The organism is Aquibium sp. ELW1220 (assembly GCF_030398385.1).
In the GTDB taxonomy this organism is placed as follows: domain Bacteria; phylum Pseudomonadota; class Alphaproteobacteria; order Rhizobiales; family Rhizobiaceae; genus Aquibium.
Genome location: NZ_JAOAOQ010000052.1, coordinates 16,616 through 36,237, shown reverse-complemented (window position 1 = coordinate 36,237; position 19,622 = coordinate 16,616). Strand labels below are relative to the sequence as shown.

The following is a 19,622-nucleotide window of genomic DNA, read 5'->3' as shown; positions in this document are numbered from 1 at the left end:
GTCAACCTCCAGCGCGTTCTACAAGTCCAGATCCGCCCGCGGTGAAAGAGACGCCTCGACTGCCCGCGTACCATCGACCGGCGTCATCCGCGAAAGCGAACTCATGAATAAGACGGGCTAGACCGGTAGGCGGCGCTTCTTGGCGTCGGCGGGGGCTGCCTCCTACAGCGCTTCAAAGTTGGCGGAGACAAGACTGACCTTGCCCAAGCGCTGCAAGTTATGCAGGTTGGTTCGCGGTTGGAAGGCGTCTCCGACGAAACGCTGGGGCGGCTGTTGGGCAATCTGGGGGTGGCCCTTCGCAATGCGGCCGAGGCTTATGGAGACCGGCACTATTACGATGACGCCGTCGACGTAAACCGCAGAGCGTGTTCAATCGCTGGGGATGAGCTAGCAAATTGGGGCCGCCGGCTCAACCTGGCCATGGCTTTGTTTTGGCGTTTCCAGGCTTGGAATACGGACGATGTCGAAGAGATGCGGCATCTCCTGGACTCGGTTTATGACGACGCTGACTCTCCAGACAAACTCGCTCAAGTGGCGAGCGATCGGGCAGTCGTGGAGCACGCCCTCTTCTCCCGCTCTGGCCTGCATGCCGACCTCGAGCGTGCGATATTCTACGCCGAAGGCGCCATTGCTCAGACACGACCGGGTCATTCCGCATTGTTGTCGCGAATGAACAACTTGGGTATGTGCCTCGCAACCCGATTCCATCTTTTGGGAACGGTTGATGATGGCCGGCGCGGGGTCAATGTGCTCCGGGAGGCACTCGACGCGACCCCCAAAGAGCATATCGAGTTCCCGATGCGGGCCCTCAATCTCGGGAACGCCCAAATGGCGATCTACTTGGCGACCTACAGCGCCAGTGACTTGGGGGCCGCCGTGGCGGCCTACGAGGCCGCGCATGAAGCTGTCGGTCATGATCACAGCTTCAAGCCTTCAGTCGACTTGGGGTTGGCCCAAGCACTTACCCGCCTAGCCGTGCTGGAAGGGAAGACTCAGGTCCTCGATCGGGCAGTCGCGCTGGCCTTTTCAGCAGTTGGCGCATCCGTGGGACAGCCCGTCCAGCGGAGTACGGCGCTCAGCGCCGCCGCCGCTGCACTTCAGGAACGGGCAAGACTTTCGGGATACGTAAGGGACGCACAAGCCGCAGTACTGGCGCTGCAGGAAGCGACTGAACTGTCGGAGCACCACCGCTTCGAGGTCGACCAATATCGCGTTGCTCACCTCCAAGCCCGGCAGCTCTCCGCTCGAATGTCCGGCGACCACGCGGCCCTCCTCCATGGCTTGAAGGACGGATTAGAGCTGCTGGAGACTGTTGGCCAACAGCTTCTGGTTCCAGGGGGTGCTTTGGGGCTTGCGGACCGCATCGGGCTCACCCGTCGCGAGCTGATAGCGGACGCGCTCGCCATTTCCGAGGTCGCCTTGGCTGTCGAACTCATTGAGCAGGGAAAAGCGGCTTCCCTGCGCCAATCGATGCGTCGCGAAGACCGAGTCCCCAGCCATCTCGACGTGGAGGGGCGGGCCACCTTCGTAACCATGGCCCGACGCTTGCGTGCGCTGGACGCATTTCTCGCCGTTTCCGATTTGCGACACAGCTCTACGGCAACAGCCGAGCTTATGGCCGAGGCCGAGGCCCTCCAAAAAGCGTTGATTGAAGTTGAAGCGGTTGACCCTGATCGCCTTCGACCGACGGCGTGGTCGGATGTCGCTTCGCTTGCCGCAACTCTGAATGCGTCACTGATCTATGTCGTGCCCGGCCAAGATGGGGAAGGCGCCGCGGTTATCGTTCATCCGAAATCCCTAGGTAGGTGGTCACAACAGGACGTCGTTTCGCTCAAGAACCTCACCCACAGTGCGGTCGCGGAGCTGTTGACCAAGGGGGCGAGCACGTTGCCCGCGGATCTCCGTGATTTCGTCCAAGTCGGGTCCGGGGGGGTGGATACCGGTCTTGGATTCTTGGTTGCCTATGGCCTTTATCGTAACCCGGCGACGCCCGAGCCGATGAGGCAACCTTTCCTGGATGTCTGGAAGCAGAAACTTGTGTCGACGCTTGAATGGATCGATGAATTCGCCATCGGGCCAGTGGTCGATAGGCTCGAAAAGTTGGGCGCTGCCCGCGTGATCCTCATCCCCGACGGACAATTGTCTTCTCTGCCACTGCATGCAGCTGCATCGTTTCGCTCCGCGTTCAACGACGTGTCTTACGCGCCGTCGGCCGGAGTGGTTCGTTCGCTTTCGGAGCGTCGTCTGCCGCCAGAAACTGGCAACAACGTCTTTGTCGGCACCTCCGACAGCAGCCTGCCCTTCGCGTCGGCCGAAGTGCGTATGCTTTCAGAACTCATCAAGGGGGGTGGCGGGACGGTCACCTCCGGAAAAAGCCTGCGCTGGCTGAAGGGCGTGTCCGCGACGGCAGATCGCATCTTCTTCTGCGGTCACGCCTACTTCAATCCTGGGGATCCCCTCTCGTCTCAAATCCTCCTCGATGGCGATGCCCAGCTGACACTGGCTGCGCTCCGCGCCGGTGCGATCGATTTGAGAAAAGGCGCGACCGTTTGTCTGAACGCGTGCGAAACCGGGATGGTTCAGGCACGCCTTGCATCGGACGAACAGCTAGGCTTTCCGACGGCATTCCTCCTGTCAGGTGCCAACTTCGTAATGGGCAGCTTGTGGGTCGCGAACGACTTGGCCAGTGTCATCTTCGCTCGCGAGCTTCTGCGCAATCTGCTTAGCGGCGTAAGCAACCCGGAATCGATCTCTGTCGCAACCAAAAGGCTCCAGAATCTGACAAAGGACGAGGCGATTGGGATGCTGGGTGAAATGTCGGAAACGGCGAGGCTGTCCAATCGGCTGCGGAGGCGTCTGTCGGAGACCATCGCAGCCGGTCCAGAAACTCCATTCGCTCATCCATCATATTGGGCCTGTTTTACCGCCAATGGCATCTAGTGTGTCAATCGGCTCGCAAAGTTGGCTCTGACGCAGTTTCGATGATCATGCGGCGCCGATCAGCCTGGCTTGCAGGAGATCGAGTTTCCCGCGGCCGTACATCTGGCGCTTGACCAGCTTGAGCCTTGTGATCTGCCCCTCCGTTTGTCCGTTCGACCAGTGTTCCGTGACGGCGGCATGGACGGCTGAGCGGTCACGCATGATGCCGTTGGCGAAAGACGCGACCAGGCTCGTGCTGGCCTCGGTGGCCCAAGCGTTCAGGTCGCTCTCTGACCTCGTTCGGATCGTCGCCTGGAACCTGTCGATCAGACTTCGGGCCTCCACCAGCATCGGCACGCCCCTTTCGATGGCGGCTATGGTCACCGTGTCGGATTTGCTGAGGTGATCGCGGGCCGTCGTCATCAAATGCGCGATAGTCCTGGCCGACGGCACCTTTCGAAGTTGCTTGTCGGATGCGCGCTCGGCGCAGCGGCGGCGGGTCGCCCACTCGCCGACCACGCGCAGCGAGCCGCGAAAGCCCTTGGCCTTCAGGCGTCGCCAAAGCTCGACGCCATTGCGGCAGCCCCCGTTTCACATTTCATCGAGCACCGGCAGATGCGACTCGAGGGAGCTCTGCCGGGTGCGGAAGATATCCGTCCTCTCGCCGCGGATCACCTGATGGACCAGTTTGCGGCTATGGCCGGTGCGGCGCACGATCTCCTTGATGGGAACACCATCGTCGACGAGCCTCGCGATGACGGCGTTCATCTCCTCCCGTCGCAGGTATCCCTCATACTGCAGCTTCTCCGCGCAGGTCAGGAGTTGGGGATTGATCGTGGCTGCGCCAATCACCGCCCGAACTGCGCGCATCGACTTGCGCACCGCGTCCAGGAAGGCGGAACTTGCATTTTCCATGAGATGCCAGCGGTCCGCGACCTGGACCGCTTCGGGCAGCGCTTTCGTCACTGCCTCACCATAGCCGCCCCCGCGGTCGCGCGACACGACGGCGATCTGCGGATGCTGGGCCAGCCAGGCTCGGACGGTCGCGATCTCGCGGTCGGGCAGGAGAGCGACGATCCGGCGCCGCTCCAGATCGCACACGATGCTGCCGTAGCGATGGTTTCGGCGCCACGCCCAGTCATCGATGCCAATGACGTCAGCGCCGCCTCAGGCAGCCTCGCACGCCTGCGAACGACCCGCAGGAGCGTATCGTTGCTAACCGGCACTATCAGTCGCTTGGCAAAGCCGGCGGCCGGTCTGCCACCCAGCGCCAGCCCGAGATGATGAACGAGACATTCGAGACGAGACGTCCGCCTGGAACGTTCGGCCACCACCTTGTCCTCGAACCGCTCCGCGAAGATGCGTCGCCGACAGAAAGTTGCCTCGCAGACGAAACGGCGGGGCGTAAGCAGAAGTCGGACTTTCCTGCCTGCACACGGCAGATCGGCGATGGTCCTGACGTACCGGCTGTGGACGCGGCCGGAGAAGCGCCCGCAGAGCGGGCATGGTCGACGCTCAGCAGCCGACCGTGCAGAAACGACCATCATCCCATCGTCCTCGGCGGCACTCTCGACAACCAATCCGGCCGGGATCAGGGACGACAAACGCATGATGTTCGCCATGGCGCTGATTCCCTTCGTGAAACAGCGCCAGTCGGCCATGCGAAATCATCAGATTTGAGTCAGAGCCAAAATTGCACGCCGATTCACAACCCGGCCCTAACGCCGGCCCGTCAAGCCGCCGTCGCCTCCGAGCATGGGATGAACCGCCCCGGGTTTGCCGGAGGCTCCACCTTCTCAGGAGTTGGAGCCTCCGGCAAACCCGGGGCGGTTCAAAATGCCTAGTCATCTGTTCGATACCAACACGAGTGGAAGATGAAACAGGCGTGCCCAAGCCGAGCTCGCGGCGATCTGAATGGCCGCGATATTTGTGCCGTACGTCCACCAACCGTTTGAAGGCGCGACAAGGATACCGGGGGTACTGAGCGCCGATTGAAGCATCGGCCAGATGAGCAGCTGCTCGTAGTAAACCAGAGTCGCAACCCGGACGTCGCTGACTACCACAACCGGTCTGCGAAGAAGTCCGCTCTCGCTCCTGCAGGCGCACCCAGCAATCCCAGCCAAGGCCGCGCACCAGCAGATCGTGCTGGTCACCACAATCTCCATTTTTCTCATAGAATAGCAGCCGTCTTTTTTGTGACGATCCACCCTGTTATTATTGTAGCTGAGGTGAATTGGGGGACGACATGCGGACGTGGAAGAAACACGGACCACTGGGAGTTACCGCTGTCGCCGGGACCTATGTGGTAACGCTCGGCTTCGATCTCGCGGAAGCGGCTTGCGATGGTTTCCTGGGCTTTGCCATCCACCGGACGGATCACGAAGAGAACGAGGCCTATTACCTCGAGGGGATGAAGTGTTTTGCCGAGACCGATCCGGGATTTCCGGCGGGAACGCGATATCCCACCAACGAGCAGCCGATCCAGAGCTTTCAGTGGGCCGATTACTCAGCAAAACCCGGCTATCGCTACACTTATACCGTCACGGCCTTGAAGGGATCGCCCGCTGCCCTCAGCCCCCTTGCGGAAGTCGCGGTCGAAGTGACCACCGAAAGTCCCAAAGGCGGCGACCATGATGTGTATTTCAATTGCGGGGTGTCGGCCTCGCAGGCTTACGTCGAGCGCTTTGGCAATCGGCGGCCCGAAGACGTACAGAACGGTCAGGCCTGGATCTGGCTGTCGCGGGGCCTCTACGAAGCGCTGATCGCCTTCGTCGCAGACGCCGTTCCCGGCACCCACGCTCTGCGCGTCGCCGCTTACGAGTTCCACTATGAGCCATTCCTGAAAGTGCTCAAGGACGCCATCAATCGCGGCGTCGACATCGAGATCGTCTACGATGCGCGCAAAGCCAAACCAGGGCAGGTCAGCCGGGATGCGATCGCAAGCGTTGACCAGGCCGGTGGCGTTGCGTTGGCTGATCACTGCGCGGAGCGTCAGACCCACCCGTCCTACATCTCGCACAACAAATTCATCGTGAAGCTGAAGAATGGCGCTCCGGTGTCGGTGTGGACCGGCGGGACGAATTTTTCCGACGGCGGCATCTTCGGCCATTCCAATGTCGCGCATGTCGTTGAAGACTCAGATGTCGCCGATCTCTATCTGCGGTACTGGACCGCGCTACACGATGACCCGCCGAGCAGCGCGCTGAAAGGGACAACGGAGGACGTCTCTCCGCTACCGGCAATACCGCCTTCGATCGGGACCAACGTGATCTTCAGTCCGCGATCGGATTTGACAGCACTTCAATGGTATGCGGACGTCGCGATGAGCGCCCGGGAAGGGGTGTTCATGACCTTCGCCTTCGGTATGCATGACCTCTTCAAGGACGTGTATCGCAATAGCGCGGCCTCTTTCCGCCTCGCCTTGCTCGAGAAGGCGACGCGGCCCCTGAAGAAGGACAGTCCGGAGCGCAAGGCCGAGGAAAAAGCGATTCAGGTGCTGCGCAACATGCCGCAGAACACCTTTGCGATCGGCTCGCTGATCGCCACCAACAAGATCGATGGCTGGGTCAAGGAGCGTCTCTTGGGCCTCAACAGCAACGTCAAATACGTGCACAACAAGTTCATGCTGGTCGATCCGATGTCGGACAGGCCAATTGTCATTGCCGGATCAGCGAATTTCAGCAACGCATCGACCAAGCAGAACGACGAAAACATGCTCGTTGTAGTCGGCAACACCCGTGTGGCCGATATCTATCTCGGCGAATTCATGCGGCTCTACTCGCACCACGCCTTTCGCGAGTCGCTTAAATGGCGTTCTGCCGATGATCCGCCAAAGCCGCTGCGAACTGATGACTGGTGGTCGGACTATTTCGGCGACGCGGAGCGGTCCGCCCGCCGTCAGTTTTTCGCTCGCAGGTTTTAGGAGAGGGTCACGCACCTCGATAATCTTAGCACTCTGCGTCATAGTCTGCCACGCGGGTGGCCATCGTCTTCAAGCATGGAAGATCTAGAACCCCGGGTGATCTAGTTGGGAGGTAGGATGACCGAAGCTGGTGCACAAAAAGAGTTTGCGCTCTCTCTGCTAACCGAAGTTGCGCCTGACGAGGCGGAATTCGTGGATGCCTATGAAGCTGCCATCGACACCGCGCCGGCCAATCGCCGCGTTGGAACAGGGTTCGGCCTACCGCCTGAATTGGCGGGCGCGCTCGGCGTGGCTGCCGTACTTGTGGGCCGGGTGATTTTTGACAAGCTTCTCGAATGGAGCGGCGAGGTCGCGAAGAAATTCGTCGTGGACACGGCCGCTGACCGCCTCAAGCGCTGGATCGGCGCGCCGGCAAAAGAGAGCCTCGACGGCGTACTGACGAGCGCCGGACGCCTAGAGATCCTGTCAATCGTCGATCGGGATGCCGAGCGCGTGGGAATTTCGGCCGAAGGCAAGGAACGCTTGCGCCGCGCGGTCATCAAGCAGCTCGGACTGGGCGCATAGGATGCGATGGGGCTCTTGCACGCATCTCCGGATCGGCCCGCTGCGATCACAGCAATGCGGCAGGAGTCGCTCCTTCGAACGCTGTTGGTGCTTCTGCTTGCCTCGATAATTCCGAGCATGCTGCTCGCCAGCACCTATGCCGACATCCTGACGGATCTGGTGATGCCCCTCGGCGGACCGTTCACGCACATCCTTCACGCGATGGCGCTTTTCGTCGTCGCGATGGGTGCGGTGATTGGCCTCTCTTCGGTGTTGACCTGGCGCACCGTTGCGCGGCTCTCAAAGAGCGTGCCCGTTGGCCCTACCGTCGGCGCAATCGTCGAGGAGCTCGCAGCCCGCTTTGGTGTACGACCGGTAGTGCGCATAACGGGTGGCGTGCTTGGTGCCGACATAACTTCGCTCGTATCGGCGGGTCGCCCGACGGTTCTGTTGCCGGCGAGCCGGCTGATCGAGGCGAAGACAAATCCGCCCGCGTTCCGCTTCCGCCTCGCGCACGAGCTCGCACACCTGGCGGCGAATGATTACCGCTCGGACGTCTGGATCACCTCAGCCTACCTCGTCGGTGGACTCTTCATGGTGGGCGCGTTCTGCCGCGTGCTCTGGAATGTCGTCGGATCGCTGATTGTTGGGGGTGGGTTTGGCGCGGACGGGGTATGGTTCGCGCTGCGGGGTGTGGCTCTACCTCTTGCCACCAATACCGTCGCGCTCGGATCTCTCGCAGCGTTGCTCTTTCTCGAGCATCGCGCTGCCATGCGCTTGCGCGAGTTTCTTGCCGACGCTGTCGCAGCCTCGGTTTCGGGTGCCAACTCCGGAGCCTTTGCCGGGATGGCATCGGCGAGGTTGTCGGCCCCGCTCAGATGGCTTTACAGTCTCGTCAATGAACACCCCCATGCCAGCACCAGAACGATGGCCCTTGCCGAACGCCAGGCCGCCTTCCGGGCCGATCTGGTAACAGTCGTCATCCAGGGTTTCTTCGCCGCGACCGTGATCGAAATGGCACTGCAACTGCTGCTGGTCGGGTCCTCGGTCGACGTCTCATCTCTGGCCGAGCGCCAGGTTCATCTGCTGGCACAACTGACACGATATCCCGAGATGGTCTGGGGCATCATAGGATCGGCAATCGCGCTTTGTGCGGTGGCCAACTTCTTGGTTATCCGCCGCTTGAACATGCTGCAAACGCGGAACGGCCATACGCTTGCGACTTTCTTTCAGACCAGTCTCCTCTATGCACTGGGTTCAATCCTTGCCCTTCTCAGCAGCCAGACCTTTCTATGGGAGATCAGCGAGGCGAACTGGAACCTGGCAGCTTGGATCGCGCAAGATCCGGAACGGCCGGTCATCTATCTTGCCGGCATTTTTGGGTTTGCCTTCGCGGCCTTCCTGGCGCGACTGATCTGGTCGAAGGGGACCTCACCGACGCCGACGTCTCTGGCTGTGTGCCTCCTGCCTTCGCTTCTACAGCTTTCGACCGCCGCCTGGTTCCTCGTTCCGGCGCAGTTGAATTGACGGCAGACATCAAGTACCGGGGAGTTTCGGACCGATGGCGGGGGCGGTGATGAACTGGCCACCGAAAGGTCGATCGAACCTCGAATATTCATCTTCTGCAATCCGCTACGTTCGAAGTGCGAGATCATGGCAGTCCATCTTGCCGCCCGATACTCGCCGGCAACATGACCCGAATTCCTGCCGTGTTCGGATCGTCGGCGTCCGGCTCCGGTGACGCGGCGGCTTCTTCGGCTGGCGCCGGCTCCGGCCCGAGCTCGAAATTTTCCTGCCCGTCGGCTTCCGCCAGCAGTGGTCCCGGATCCGGCTCGGCGAAAACATAGGCACCCTCGAATTGCCCCGTCCTCCAGGCCTCGAGCGCGTCTCGAAGCACGGTCCCGTCTTCGGCGCGGCGGGCGTGCGCGACCACTCGATAGACCTTGCCGAACAGGGCGGTGCCCATACCGATGTTCTTGCAAACGTCGAAAATGTCAGCGGTGATCTCCGAGGCGTCGGAGATCCCGGCGCCGACAGGGAATCCCGTGATGCCGGCCCTCACCACCGCGGTACCGACGAAGCGCTGTGCCAAGCGGGCTGCCTCCTCCGGCGTAGTTGGCGGCTCCGGCAGGATGACGCGATTGCCGGAGGTGATGGAAATCGCCAGCGGGTTTTCGGTGCCGACTGCGGAGACGAAGCGCTCAACGACTTCGATCCTCACGCCCGGATCGGCGCAGGTCTCGAGGAAAGCAGTATCGAGCATGGCGTGCTCCGATCAGGTGTTGATTGCGATAATGAGAGGGAGAGTGAACAGCCGGCTCCACGCCTTGGTCGCGGCGATCTGAACGGCCACGATGTCCGTGTCGCCCGTCCACCATCCGTTCGCGGGGGCGACCAGGACGTCGGGTGTGTGGAGAGCCGATTGCAGGATGGGCCAGACGAGCAGCTGCTCGTAGCAGGTCAGCGTCGCAACTCGGGCATCTCGCACCGCGACCACAGGATTGGCGAAGAAGTACGCTCGGGCACTGGCCGGCACGCCGATGAGGCCAAGCCAGGGTTGCCACATCGAGACGGGAACCGGCATGCGCTCCAGATATCGGGCGACCGCACTTTGCCCCGACAGCTCGAGCATGACATTGTCATATCCGGTTTCGTCGACGATGGCGGCCCCGCCATAGACCGTGGCGTCGAGGTCCCCGAGCGCGCGCGTCCAGAGCCGCTCGATCGTCGGCGTCCAGACGCCCAGCGCACTCTCGGGCAGCACGATGACGGAAGCACCCGCCTCGGCCGCTTCCCGGACGCGGTTGATGGTTTCGAGATGCTGCTCGTAGTCGGCATATTGGCCGTTGCTGCCACCGAATTCTGTGTCGACGCTAATCCATCCTTCCGGCAGACTGGGGTCGGTCCAGTTCGCGGCGGACCAGATCCAGAGACCTCCAAGTGTCAGGATCGCGATCGGCCGAAATCTCGTCGTCATGACGAGTAGGCCGATTGCTGCCGCGCCAAGCCCGAACCAGCTCCAGCCAGCAAACAGGATGCCAGCGGCGGTGATCGGGTGCGCCCAGCCGACGATATCGACAGGCGGGATGCTGAGCAGCACCGCGATGATCGCGTAGCGGATCACGCGCGCCCTGCCCGGTCGTTTGGTCCACAACAGCCCGTTCGTGGCGACGAACAAGAAGGACGCGGCGATCCAGAGCGCGATGCCGGCCGCAAAGCCGGCGCCGTAGAAATTGCTGACGCCCTGCGGCAGACCGCGCGAGGCGGAGAGAAAGTAGCCGCCCGCGACAAGCGCGGCGCTGAGCCGCGTCGGAGCCAGCGCCCAAAGCGCGGGGAAGAGCATCGCTGCCGGCAGCAAGCGCGGTTCGCCGCTCCAGGCGATCAGCCCGATGGCGATTGCTGCGATGACAAGCAGAGCCGAACGCGCCGTCTCAGGGGTCGAGGACCAGGACCGGGCGAGCCAGGCCAAGGACGCCGGCAGCCGGGATGGGCCCGAAATATCTCGAGTCATAGGAACCTGCGAATTCGGAGAAGAGAAAAAGCTTGCCGGTCGGCACGATGCCGCCGGCGTCGGGTGCGAGCGCCTGGCCCTCCCCATCGATCGGGCGGACGAAAGAATGCGCGAGACGGACGCCGTCGACAGTAATTGATCCATCGATAACAACATGCTGACCGGCGACGGCGACGGCTGTTTTGATGAGCGGCGAGAACCATCCCGGGCAAAGTCCTCGGCCAAGGTAGCCGCGCTCCCGAGCCAGCGCGAAGGCTGCCACCTGTGGCGGGCAGATGAGGATGCGATCGCCGACCGCCACGGCGCGCGTCAGTGGCTCGATGCGCCACAGACCAAGCGGATAGCTGGGCGTCAGATTGACCCGCAAACCGGTGACGGAGCCCACGCTCGCGAACACAGCCAGGGTCGCCAGCGACACGACGATGATTGCAATCGCGCAGGGACGGGCGGTCATTTCAGGACCTGCCCCTGGCGTTGCGTTTGGCGCAGCCCCTCCGTCTCCTTAAGTGCCGCCACTGTGCGCTCGTGGGCGGCGAGCTGCTGGGCGGCACGCATCACTGGCCAGGCCGATGCGAGGTGCTGCTGCTCTGCCGGTGCGAGACCGATCAAGGCCGCCTTGAACGCCGGTCCGTCTGTATCCATGGCGGCCTTGCCAAGGAGTGCCCGTTCGCCAAAACGCTCTTTGACGGCCCCGTTGAGAGCGTCGATCTCGGCCTTGACCATGCGATCGGCGAGCGCGAAACCGAGCGCCGCAGGCACATCGTTGCGGTCGATCGCATCCCGCACTTTGGCGAGCACGGACGCGGCCGCGGGGATAGCGCCGGGATGTCGATCGATGCCCGCTGGCGCTGTCCGGCCTCCTCAACGACCAGCCGCTTCATCACCTGCTCGCGCATCACGAAGTAGCGCTCGAGATCGCGGCGCAACGCCGGCACATTGGTCTTGGCGATGCGCCGGTCATTCTTGTCAGCGCTGCTGGCGAGGATGCCGGTGCGACCGCGCAGCGGTCCGTAGCTCGCCGGCGCCTGCTCAATCTGCCGCAGGCGATCGGACCGAGTGCTGGGGTCAGAGAATGCTGCCTCGATGCGCATGGCACGGAACGCGGTCTCGGGTTCGGCATAGACCCGACGAATGCGATCGGAGACCAAGTCCCATTGCTTGGCGAGCGCCTTGTCCGATTGCAGTTTGGCTTCGGCGGCATCGGTGATCGTCAGCGCGAAGCTGGTGACGCCCTTGACCATGGGTTCGGCCTTTCGGGTTGAATGGACGGGGGTGGAAGCCTGACGATCGAAGACGCCCAGGCGTACGCCGACGGACCTCAGCTTTTCGCCGAGCTCGGCGAGACGGGCCTGCTGGCGCAGCGTCCAGTCGAGGCGGTCGCGCAGCAGGGTTCGCCCCACGCGGACAAGGTGGAGGCCACGGCTATTGGCGAAGCTCAGAGCCTGCGCGTAGAAGCGGCCGCCGGTGTAGTCGAGGGTGGTTTCCTTCGCGTCACGCCGGGACAGGATTTTCGTCAACCCGCCGGCAAACGCGAACGACCGCTTGCCGTAATAGAGCGTCACATTCTCGCGGTGCCGGGTCATGGCGACATAGGTCAGGTGCCGGTTCAGCGACAGCGACGCGAGCACCCGGACGCCATCCACGGTCGCGCCTTGGGACTTGTGGATGGTCGTTGCATACCTGTGGTCGAGGTTGCGGTAGGTGCGCTGATCGATCTCGATCCGCCGTCGCGCCTCGCCCTCGCCGACCTCGGCGATAGTCCGTCCGGGCGCGGCCTCGACGACCTTGGCTAGCATGCCATTCTTGACGCCAAGCGTGCTGTCGTTCTTGAGGAAGACGATCTGGTCGGTCTTGATCGGGACACGGCGCCATACGCCGTCTGCATTTAGGACGATGCCGCTGGTCTGTGCCACGAACACGCCAGGATACTTTTCGCGGAGGTCGCTTCCCTGAAGGTGCACCAGAAGCCCAAGCCGGCGCCCGGTCAGGTCGCCCAGGAGCGGCAGGATCGCTTCGTCGAGCAGACCTCCTTCCACGCCGGTCCGGAAAATCCTGCTCTTCTGCTCCGAGCTCAACGGCTCAGTCGACTGCTTCGGCGCCGCGGTTTCCGGATATGTTAGTTTCGCGTTCAGGAACGGATCGGAATATTCGTAGTCCGTCATCTTGTACCGGATGATTGATCTGGCAGCGGTGACATAACCGTCTTCAAGCGCCGAACGCTTCAGGGGCTTGAAGCGGAGATCGGCATTGGCTGCGAGGATTTCGCGCGGCGACTTGTCCGACGGTCTGTTACGTTCCTGAGCGGGCCAATGGGTCATAAGGGCGATGAACGCCTGAAGGTCGGCCGACGTATAGGTATCGACCTGGTGATCTCCGATCAGGTCGAGGAACACCCCAAGGCGCATGCGGGCCGTTTTGATGTCCTTGTGGCCCTCGCCAAGCTTGACCTCGCGTGCAGCGAAATACTCCTCGGCCACTTCGCTGAGACGCGGCAGGTCGGAGGGCTTGCGCGCCACGGATCGCCTGTCGAGGCGAAATCCGGGGATGATCTTCCCATTCTCGTCCCGATGAATTCGTCCAGAAGCGACTGGCTTCGACGTCTCGACTTGGACAGCAGAAACGAGTGCGCTGCTCGCTTTCAGAGGGGGAGGGGGCAGAAGGCGGCGAACTTTCAACCTCGAGCCCTGTGGTATCGGCAGGCGGTGCGGGCGGTTCGCGCTGCTGAGGCGCTGGCGCAATCTTCTTCGCCCCGTCGGCGATGTCGACCGTCTCCTTGATGCGGGCGATCGACTGCGCCTTCAGCATGTCGGCATTGTCGATGACGAGTGGGTTGCCCTCCGCGCCCTTCGCGAGTTCGCGGTTGAGCGAGACAAGCCCGCGAATCCCTGCGAAGCCAGGGCTCCTGGTGCGGGGGTGTGGGGGGCGGAGACCCGTCGAGCAGGCTGCGCATGGCCATGAGGTAGCCCTTGACCTCCGCGGCCGCGATCGCCGGAGCAATGTCGCCTTCGTCGCTCTCTGGGTGATCGTCCTGCATGCGTGCTGTCCTGATCTGTTCGAAGCGGGTGCGGGCGAGCGCCGCCAGCAGCTCCGCCTCGACCCGCGCCTGTCTTGCCGTCAGCGGACCCAGGCCGATGCGCAGGGTGCGCGCGGGCGATCCGCCGATGTCTTCAGGCATCCTGATCTGGAAAAGATAAACGGATCCTGACCGGACGAGGTATCGCCCCGGCGATCCATTCCTCGCGTTTCCCCCGGCAGGCGGATACGGCCTGCGTACGACCGGGTTCGACGATACGTCCAGCGATATGTCCGACGATACATCGGACGATACATTCTGCGAAAAGTCCACCTTCCATCTCCCTCGGTCGGGAGCTGCGGGAAATGATTTCCCAAACGGAACAGACGGTTAGCGCAAATTGGGGAAGAGGCCCAAGGATGTGGCGGAGAGGGGGGGATTCGAACCCCCGATACCCTTGCGAGTATGCCGCATTTCGAGTGCGGTGCATTCGACCACTCTGCCACCTCTCCGCGGTGCCGTGGGCGCCACTCGGGCGCGGCGCACTGATAGCGAAGGGACGGCGAGGATACAAGGCCTATTTCGAACCGCCGGACACGGCTGCCTTGACTTTGCGTCGCCTCTCCATTAACGGGGCTTGACTTCCGGCGTGGGTCCTTCCGCGCCGGTTGTCGTTTGGGCGCCACGGAACGGCGGCACCCGGATCGAGCGCCTTGCTCCTCCCGTCGTTCGAGGGACGAGGCGGCCCGTCCGGGATCCGCGGTCGAGGCGTTCCAGCCGGAAGCCGTTCGGACGCCGCAGGCGGTACGGACACCATCAACGACTGATAAAAAGACGGCCGGGCGCATCGCGTTCAGGCCGGACCGAACAGGAAAGGTTCAAAATGTTCGCAGTCATCAAGACAGGCGGGAAGCAGTACCGCGTCGCCGCCGACGACACCATCACCATCGAGCGCATCGCCGGCGACGTCGGCGAGATCGTCACCATCGGCCATGTGCTGGCCTTCGGCGAAGGCGAGAACGTGACCTTCGGCGCGCCCTTCGTGGACGGCGCTTCGGTCGCTGCAGAAGTCGTCGAGCAGGGCCGCGCGCCCACCGTCATCGCCTTCAAGAAGCGCCGCCGCCAGAATTCGCGCCGCAAGCGCGGCCATCGCCAGCTGCTCACCACCGTGCGGATCTCCGAGATCCTGACCGGCGGTGCGGCTCCGTCGAAGGCCGCTGCCGAAAAGCCTTCGCCGCTGTTCACCGCGCCGGAAGGCAAGGGCGACGACCTGACCAAGATCAAGGGCATCGGCCCGGTCGCCGCGCGCCAGCTCAAGGAGCAGGGCGTCACCACCTTCGCGCAGATCGCTGCCCTCTCGGACGAGGACGTCGCGCGGATCGACGCCAACATGCCGTTCAGCGCCGACCAGATCTCGGACTGGCGCGAGCAGGCCAAGGAACTGGCGAACTAAGCCCCGCCCGGTTGAAACCGGGCGCGTTTGCGCCCATAAGTCATTCGAAGCGCCCAGGCGGCGCAAAGGAGTAGAAAAATGGCACACAAGAAAGCCGGCGGTTCCTCGCGCAACGGTCGCGATTCGGAATCCAAGCGCCTTGGCGTGAAGAAGTTCGGCGGCGAGGCCGTGCGCGCCGGCAACATCATCATTCGTCAGCGCGGCACCAAGTGGCATCCCGGCACCAATGTCGGCATCGGCAAGGATCACACGCTGTTTGCCCTCGAGGCCGGCGCCGTCGCCTTCCAGAAGAAAGCCAATGGACGAACCTACGTGTCGGTAAACCCGATGCAGGAAGCCGCGGAGTAGCCGATATCCGCACCACCAACATCGGCGCCCCATCTCGGGAACCGGTGTCTGGACAGTCCAGAATGGGATCAGGGGAGATGGGCCGCCATCTCCCCTTTTTCTTTGACCCGAGGACTGGCCCATGGTTGCCGAGAAGGAAGACGTCGAAGACGAAAGTCTGCGGATAGACTGCCCGGTCGTCGTGACCGAGAGGCTGGTGCTGCGCCCGCCTCACGCCGACGACGTCGCGGAACTGGCGGAACTCGCCAATGACCGCCGCGTGGCCGAAATGCTCGGCCGCATGCCGCATCCCTATGGCGAGGCCGAAGCGCGCGCCTTCATCGCCGGTGCCAGGCAGCGCGGCAACGGCGGCTGCGTCTACGCCATCACCAACTCCGACAACGGCGCCTTCATCGGCTGCATCGGGCTCGACGCCCGGGCGCACGGGCTGGAGCTCGGCTACTGGATCGGCCAGCCCTACTGGGGCCGCGGCTACGCCACCGAAGCCGCGCATGCCGCCGTCGACCTCGCCTTCCGGGCGACGCGGATCGAGGTGCTGCACGTGTCGTGCCGGGTGACGAACGCCGCCTCGCGGCGCGTCATCCACAAGTGCGGCTTCCAGTATTCCGGCCAGGGCATGCTGGATTCGCTGGTTGCCGGACAGGTTCCGGTGGAGCGCTACCGGCTCGACCGGCGCACCTGGGTCAGCTTGCGCAGCTGGGGCCAGATCTGACGATGGCCCCGCGGCTATTCCAGCTCCAGCCAGACGGGACGGTGGTCGGAACCGACCGCCGCCTCGTCGATGGTGCAGGATTTCACGCGCGGGGCGAGCGAGGCGTGGACGAAGTGGTAGTCGAGGCAGCGCTGGCGCGTCCGGTCGTCCGGGTGGCGCGGATCGATCCAGGTGATGCGCTCGCCCGGCCCGCCGGAGGCGAGGGTGGCGGCATCGACGAGCAGATCCGCGCGCCGCGCAAGGCCGAACTCGACGTCGGGAATGCCGGTGATCTGGCGGTACTCGTCCCTGCCGGGCTCCAGGTTGAAGTCGCCCATCAGGATGAAGCCCTCCGGATGCGGCGGCTCGGGAAAGTGCAGCTCCGACGTGCCGGTCAGCGCGCCGCCCTCGCGGGCGTAGGAGAGGGCCTTTTCCACCAGGAACCGCATCTGCGCCATGCGCTCCGCCGGGCTCGTGTGGTCGAGATGGACGGAGTAGGCGCGCAGCGGGCCGAAGGGCGTCATCACCATGGCCTCGAGCGCGCCGCGCTGCAGGTTGAGCCGGTCGTAGGTGCGCATGCGCGGCAGCAGATGGTTGCGCCACGAGAGGATCGGCGTCTTCGACAGGATCATGTTGCCGAACTGGAAATGCCGGGTCACGGCCTTGCCGTTCTCGATGGCCGAACCCATGTCGGCACCGAAGGGCGCACCGAAGACGGAAAAATACTCCGGGAGCAGGTCGGCGAGTTCCGCCACCATGTCGCGGCCGGCGTTCTGCGGGTTGTTGCGCGAGACCTCCTGCAGGGCGATCAGGTCGGCGCCGCGCACCGCGTCGGCAATGCGGCCAAGATCGTAATTCCCGTCGAGCCCGATGCCGTACTGGATGTTGTAGGTCACGCATTTCATCGTTTAATGCCTCCGGAACCGCGGATTCCGCGGGTATCGCCCCTCGCGCCTCGTCGAGGCATGCTCTAAAGCAGTCGTCGCCCGCGCCCGCAACTGGCGTGTGACAGCAAGTTCGAAAGTTTTCGTCATGAAGTTCCTCGACCAGGCCAAGGTCTACATCCGCTCCGGCGACGGCGGCGCCGGTTCGGTGTCGTTCCGCCGCGAGAAGTTCATCGAGTTCGGCGGCCCCGACGGCGGCGATGGCGGCCGCGGTGGCGACGTCTGGATCGAGGCCGTCAACGGGCTGAACACGCTGATCGACTATCGCTACCAGCAGCATTTCAAGGCACAGACCGGCACGCACGGCATGGGCCGCAATCGCGCCGGCGGCAAGGGCAACGACGTGGTGCTGAAAGTGCCCGCCGGTACCCAGATCTACGAAGAGGACAACGAGACGCTGATCGCCGACATGACGGAGGTCGGCCAGCGCTTCCTCATCGCCAAGGGCGGCAATGGCGGCTTCGGCAACGCCCATTTCAAGACCTCGACCAACCAGGCGCCGCGGAGGGCCAATCCCGGCCTCGAAGGCCAGGAGATGACGATCTGGCTGCGGCTGAAGCTGATCGCCGACGCCGGTCTCGTCGGCCTGCCCAATGCCGGCAAGTCGACCTTCCTCGCCTCGGTGACGGCCGCCAAGCCGAAGATCGCCGACTATCCCTTCACGACGCTGCATCCGGGCCTCGGCGTGGCGCGCGTCGATGCGCGCGAGTTCGTCATCGCCGACATTCCCGGCCTCATCGAGGGCGCGCATGAAGGTGCGGGCATCGGCGACCGCTTCCTTGGCCATGTCGAGCGCACGCGCGTCATCCTGCACCTGGTCTCGGCGCGCGAGGAGCATCCGGGCAAGGCCTACAAGACGATCCGCAAGGAGCTGGCGGCCTATGGCCACGGGCTGGGCGAAAAAACGGAGATCGTGGCGCTGAGCCAGGTCGACACGGTCGACGCCGACGAGCGCAAGAAGAAGGCCGCGGCGCTGAAGCGCGCGGCGGGCGTGGCGCCGCTGATGCTGTCGTCGGCCACGCGCGAGGGCGTCGAGGAGGCCCTGCGCCGGCTGATGGCCGTGGTCGAGGAGGCGCGCGCGGCGGAAGCACCGGTCGAGGACGATGACAGGTGGCAGGACTAGGCGCATGACCCGCTTGCTGTCTTCGCATCGCCGCATCGTGGTGAAGATCGGATCGGCCCTCCTGGTCGACCGCCAGAACGGGCTGAAGCGCGACTGGCTGTCGTCGCTCTGTGCCGACGTCGCGGATCTGTCGCGGGCAGGCGTCGAGATGTGCGTCGTCTCGTCGGGCGCCATCGCGCTCGGCCGCACCATCCTGGAGCTCGGCCGCCGGGCGCTGAAGCTCGAGGAAAGCCAGGCGGCGGCAGCCGTCGGCCAGATCGCGCTCGCCGGTGCCTGGTCGGAGGAGCTCGGCCGCCATGGTCTCAGGTCCGGCCAGGTGCTGGTGACGCTGGGCGACACCGAGGAGCGCCGCCGCTATCTCAATGCCCGCGCCACCATGTCGACCCTGCTCAAGATGAAGGCGGTGCCGGTCATCAACGAGAACGACACGGTCGCGACGAGCGAGATCCGCTACGGCGACAACGACCGGCTGGCCGCCCGCGTCGCCACCATGATGGGCGCCGACCTGCTGGTTTTGCTGTCTGACATCGACGGGCTCTACACCGCGCCGCCGGCGCTCGATCCCGGCGCGACCTTCATCCCGGTCGTCGACCGCATCACGCCGCAGATCGAGGCGATGGCCGGGGCCGCCGCGTCGGAACTGTCGCGCGGCGGCATGCGCACCAAGCTCGACGCCGGCAAGATCGCCACCGCGGCCGGCACGGCGATGATCATCACGTCCGGCACCCGGCTGAACCCGCTCTCGGCCATCGACCGGGGCGAGCGCGCGACGTATTTCAAGCCGAGCGACCATCCCGTGCGCGGCTACAAGACCTGGATCGCCGGCAATCTCGAGCCCGCGGGGCGGTTGACCGTCGATGCCGGGGCGGTCGGCGCGCTGATGCAGGGCAAGTCGCTGCTGCCGGCGGGCGTGCGGCGCGTGGACGGCAACTTCGCCCGCGGCGACACCGTGGCCGTCCTCTCGCCCGAGGGGCGCGAGGTGGCGCGCGGCCTCGTGGCCTACGACGCGGCGGACGCGGTGCGGATCGCCGGCCTGCGCAGCGCCGAGATCGCCGCGGTGCTCGGCCACGAGGCGCGAGCGGCGATGGTTCACCGCGACGACATGGTGGTGACCGGAACGGCTGAAAAGCACATGGAAATCCAGGATTAGGACGA

General features: G+C 63.9%; 15 protein-coding genes, 1 tRNA gene and 1 pseudogene. 9 read left to right on the top strand and 8 right to left on the bottom strand.

What is annotated here, in order from left to right; genetic code table 11:
* Window positions 1–237 precede the first annotated feature (237 nt).
* On the top strand, window positions 238–2,940 hold the full coding sequence (locus tag N1F91_RS27675; protein ID WP_289996935.1) for a CHAT domain-containing protein: 2,703 nt from the start codon (window positions 238–240) through the stop codon (window positions 2,938–2,940).
* 45 nt (window positions 2,941–2,985) lie between these two features.
* Here the strand turns inward: N1F91_RS27675 and N1F91_RS27670 are convergent.
* Window positions 2,986–4,541: pseudogene (locus N1F91_RS27670) on the bottom strand (ISL3 family transposase).
* 222 nt (window positions 4,542–4,763) lie between these two features.
* Window positions 4,764–5,084 carry a nitrilase-related carbon-nitrogen hydrolase gene (locus N1F91_RS27665; RefSeq protein ID WP_289996939.1) on the bottom strand — a complete coding sequence of 107 codons (321 nt, stop codon included), beginning with the start codon at window positions 5,082–5,084 and terminating at the stop codon, window positions 4,764–4,766.
* An 80-nt stretch (window positions 5,085–5,164) separates the two neighbouring features.
* Between N1F91_RS27665 and N1F91_RS27660 the strand changes: the two genes are divergently transcribed.
* From N1F91_RS27660 to N1F91_RS27650, 3 genes are all read left to right on the top strand, one after another.
* Window positions 5,165–6,841 carry a phospholipase D-like domain-containing protein gene (locus tag N1F91_RS27660; RefSeq protein WP_289996933.1) on the top strand — a complete coding sequence of 559 codons (1,677 nt, stop codon included), beginning with the start codon at window positions 5,165–5,167 and terminating at the stop codon, window positions 6,839–6,841.
* A 117-nt stretch (window positions 6,842–6,958) separates the two neighbouring features.
* A complete protein-coding gene (locus tag N1F91_RS27655; protein WP_289996932.1) occupies window positions 6,959–7,405 on the top strand; it encodes a hypothetical protein in 447 nt (148 codons plus the stop codon).
* A 117-nt stretch (window positions 7,406–7,522) separates the two neighbouring features.
* Window positions 7,523–8,911, top strand: coding sequence for a M48 family metalloprotease (locus tag N1F91_RS27650; protein WP_289996930.1), 1,389 nt, complete (start codon window positions 7,523–7,525; stop codon window positions 8,909–8,911).
* Between the two features lie 124 nt (window positions 8,912–9,035).
* Here N1F91_RS27650 and N1F91_RS27645 read toward each other — a convergent pair whose 3' ends face one another.
* The 5 genes from N1F91_RS27645 to N1F91_RS27625 form a co-directional block, all read right to left on the bottom strand.
* Entirely contained in the window at window positions 9,036–9,647 is a 612-nt protein-coding gene (locus N1F91_RS27645) for a conjugal transfer protein TraH (RefSeq protein ID WP_289996929.1), read from the bottom strand.
* A gap of 12 nt (window positions 9,648–9,659) precedes the next feature.
* Window positions 9,660–10,853: a conjugal transfer protein TraB gene (locus N1F91_RS27640; protein WP_289996928.1), complete on the bottom strand. Its 1,194-nt coding sequence runs from the start codon at window positions 10,851–10,853 to the stop codon at window positions 9,660–9,662.
* Window positions 10,816–11,349, bottom strand: coding sequence for a conjugative transfer signal peptidase TraF (gene traF, locus N1F91_RS27635; protein ID WP_289996926.1), 534 nt, complete (start codon window positions 11,347–11,349; stop codon window positions 10,816–10,818). Before traF ends, N1F91_RS27640 begins: the two co-directional genes overlap by 38 nt.
* A gap of 151 nt (window positions 11,350–11,500) precedes the next feature.
* The gene (locus N1F91_RS27630; protein ID WP_289996925.1) at window positions 11,501–13,411 is read right to left on the bottom strand and encodes a BID domain-containing protein; all 1,911 of its coding nucleotides are present in this window, start codon (window positions 13,409–13,411) and stop codon (window positions 11,501–11,503) included.
* 919 nt (window positions 13,412–14,330) lie between these two features.
* A tRNA-Ser gene (locus N1F91_RS27625) sits at window positions 14,331–14,420 on the bottom strand.
* Between the two features lie 371 nt (window positions 14,421–14,791).
* Between N1F91_RS27625 and rplU the strand changes: the two genes are divergently transcribed.
* The 3 genes from rplU (at window position 14,792) to N1F91_RS27610 (ending at window position 16,421) form a co-directional block, all read left to right on the top strand.
* Window positions 14,792–15,361 carry a 50S ribosomal protein L21 gene (rplU, locus tag N1F91_RS27620; protein ID WP_289996924.1) on the top strand — a complete coding sequence of 190 codons (570 nt, stop codon included), beginning with the start codon at window positions 14,792–14,794 and terminating at the stop codon, window positions 15,359–15,361.
* Window positions 15,362–15,439: 78 nt separating this feature from the next.
* On the top strand, window positions 15,440–15,709 hold the full coding sequence (gene rpmA, locus N1F91_RS27615; protein ID WP_289996923.1) for a 50S ribosomal protein L27: 270 nt from the start codon (window positions 15,440–15,442) through the stop codon (window positions 15,707–15,709).
* Between the two features lie 121 nt (window positions 15,710–15,830).
* A complete protein-coding gene (locus N1F91_RS27610) occupies window positions 15,831–16,421 on the top strand; it encodes a GNAT family N-acetyltransferase (RefSeq protein WP_289996922.1) in 591 nt (196 codons plus the stop codon).
* A gap of 14 nt (window positions 16,422–16,435) precedes the next feature.
* Here N1F91_RS27610 and N1F91_RS27605 read toward each other — a convergent pair whose 3' ends face one another.
* On the bottom strand, window positions 16,436–17,305 hold the full coding sequence (locus N1F91_RS27605) for an endonuclease/exonuclease/phosphatase family protein (protein ID WP_289996921.1): 870 nt from the start codon (window positions 17,303–17,305) through the stop codon (window positions 16,436–16,438).
* A 127-nt stretch (window positions 17,306–17,432) separates the two neighbouring features.
* On the opposite strand from N1F91_RS27605, the gene obgE reads away from it, so the two are divergent.
* Together obgE and proB are read left to right on the top strand one after the other, a co-directional pair.
* Window positions 17,433–18,467 (top strand): GTPase ObgE, encoded by a 1,035-nt coding sequence (gene obgE, locus N1F91_RS27600; protein ID WP_289996920.1) that lies wholly within the window; start codon window positions 17,433–17,435, stop codon window positions 18,465–18,467.
* A 4-nt stretch (window positions 18,468–18,471) separates the two neighbouring features.
* Window positions 18,472–19,617 carry a glutamate 5-kinase gene (proB, locus tag N1F91_RS27595; protein WP_289996919.1) on the top strand — a complete coding sequence of 382 codons (1,146 nt, stop codon included), beginning with the start codon at window positions 18,472–18,474 and terminating at the stop codon, window positions 19,615–19,617.
* Window positions 19,618–19,622: the final 5 nt, after the last annotated feature.

What these genes read in the sequence shown, in the direction of transcription:
- N1F91_RS27665 (WP_289996939.1), bottom strand. Translation starts at nt 5,084, where the DNA reads ATGGAGATTGTGGTGACCAGCACGATCTGCTGGTGCGCGGCCTTGGCT.
- N1F91_RS27660 (WP_289996933.1), top strand. Translation starts at nt 5,165, where the DNA reads ATGCGGACGTGGAAGAAACACGGACCACTGGGAGTTACCGCTGTCGCC.
- N1F91_RS27655 (WP_289996932.1), top strand. Translation starts at nt 6,959, where the DNA reads ATGACCGAAGCTGGTGCACAAAAAGAGTTTGCGCTCTCTCTGCTAACC.
- N1F91_RS27650 (WP_289996930.1), top strand. Translation starts at nt 7,523, where the DNA reads ATGCTGCTCGCCAGCACCTATGCCGACATCCTGACGGATCTGGTGATG.
- N1F91_RS27645 (WP_289996929.1), bottom strand. Translation starts at nt 9,647, where the DNA reads ATGCTCGATACTGCTTTCCTCGAGACCTGCGCCGATCCGGGCGTGAGG.
- traF (WP_289996926.1), bottom strand. Translation starts at nt 11,349, where the DNA reads ATGACCGCCCGTCCCTGCGCGATTGCAATCATCGTCGTGTCGCTGGCG.
- rplU (WP_289996924.1), top strand. Translation starts at nt 14,792, where the DNA reads ATGTTCGCAGTCATCAAGACAGGCGGGAAGCAGTACCGCGTCGCCGCC.
- rpmA (WP_289996923.1), top strand. Translation starts at nt 15,440, where the DNA reads ATGGCACACAAGAAAGCCGGCGGTTCCTCGCGCAACGGTCGCGATTCG.
- N1F91_RS27610 (WP_289996922.1), top strand. Translation starts at nt 15,831, where the DNA reads ATGGTTGCCGAGAAGGAAGACGTCGAAGACGAAAGTCTGCGGATAGAC.
- N1F91_RS27605 (WP_289996921.1), bottom strand. Translation starts at nt 17,305, where the DNA reads ATGAAATGCGTGACCTACAACATCCAGTACGGCATCGGGCTCGACGGG.
- obgE (WP_289996920.1), top strand. Translation starts at nt 17,433, where the DNA reads ATGAAGTTCCTCGACCAGGCCAAGGTCTACATCCGCTCCGGCGACGGC.
- proB (WP_289996919.1), top strand. Translation starts at nt 18,472, where the DNA reads ATGACCCGCTTGCTGTCTTCGCATCGCCGCATCGTGGTGAAGATCGGA.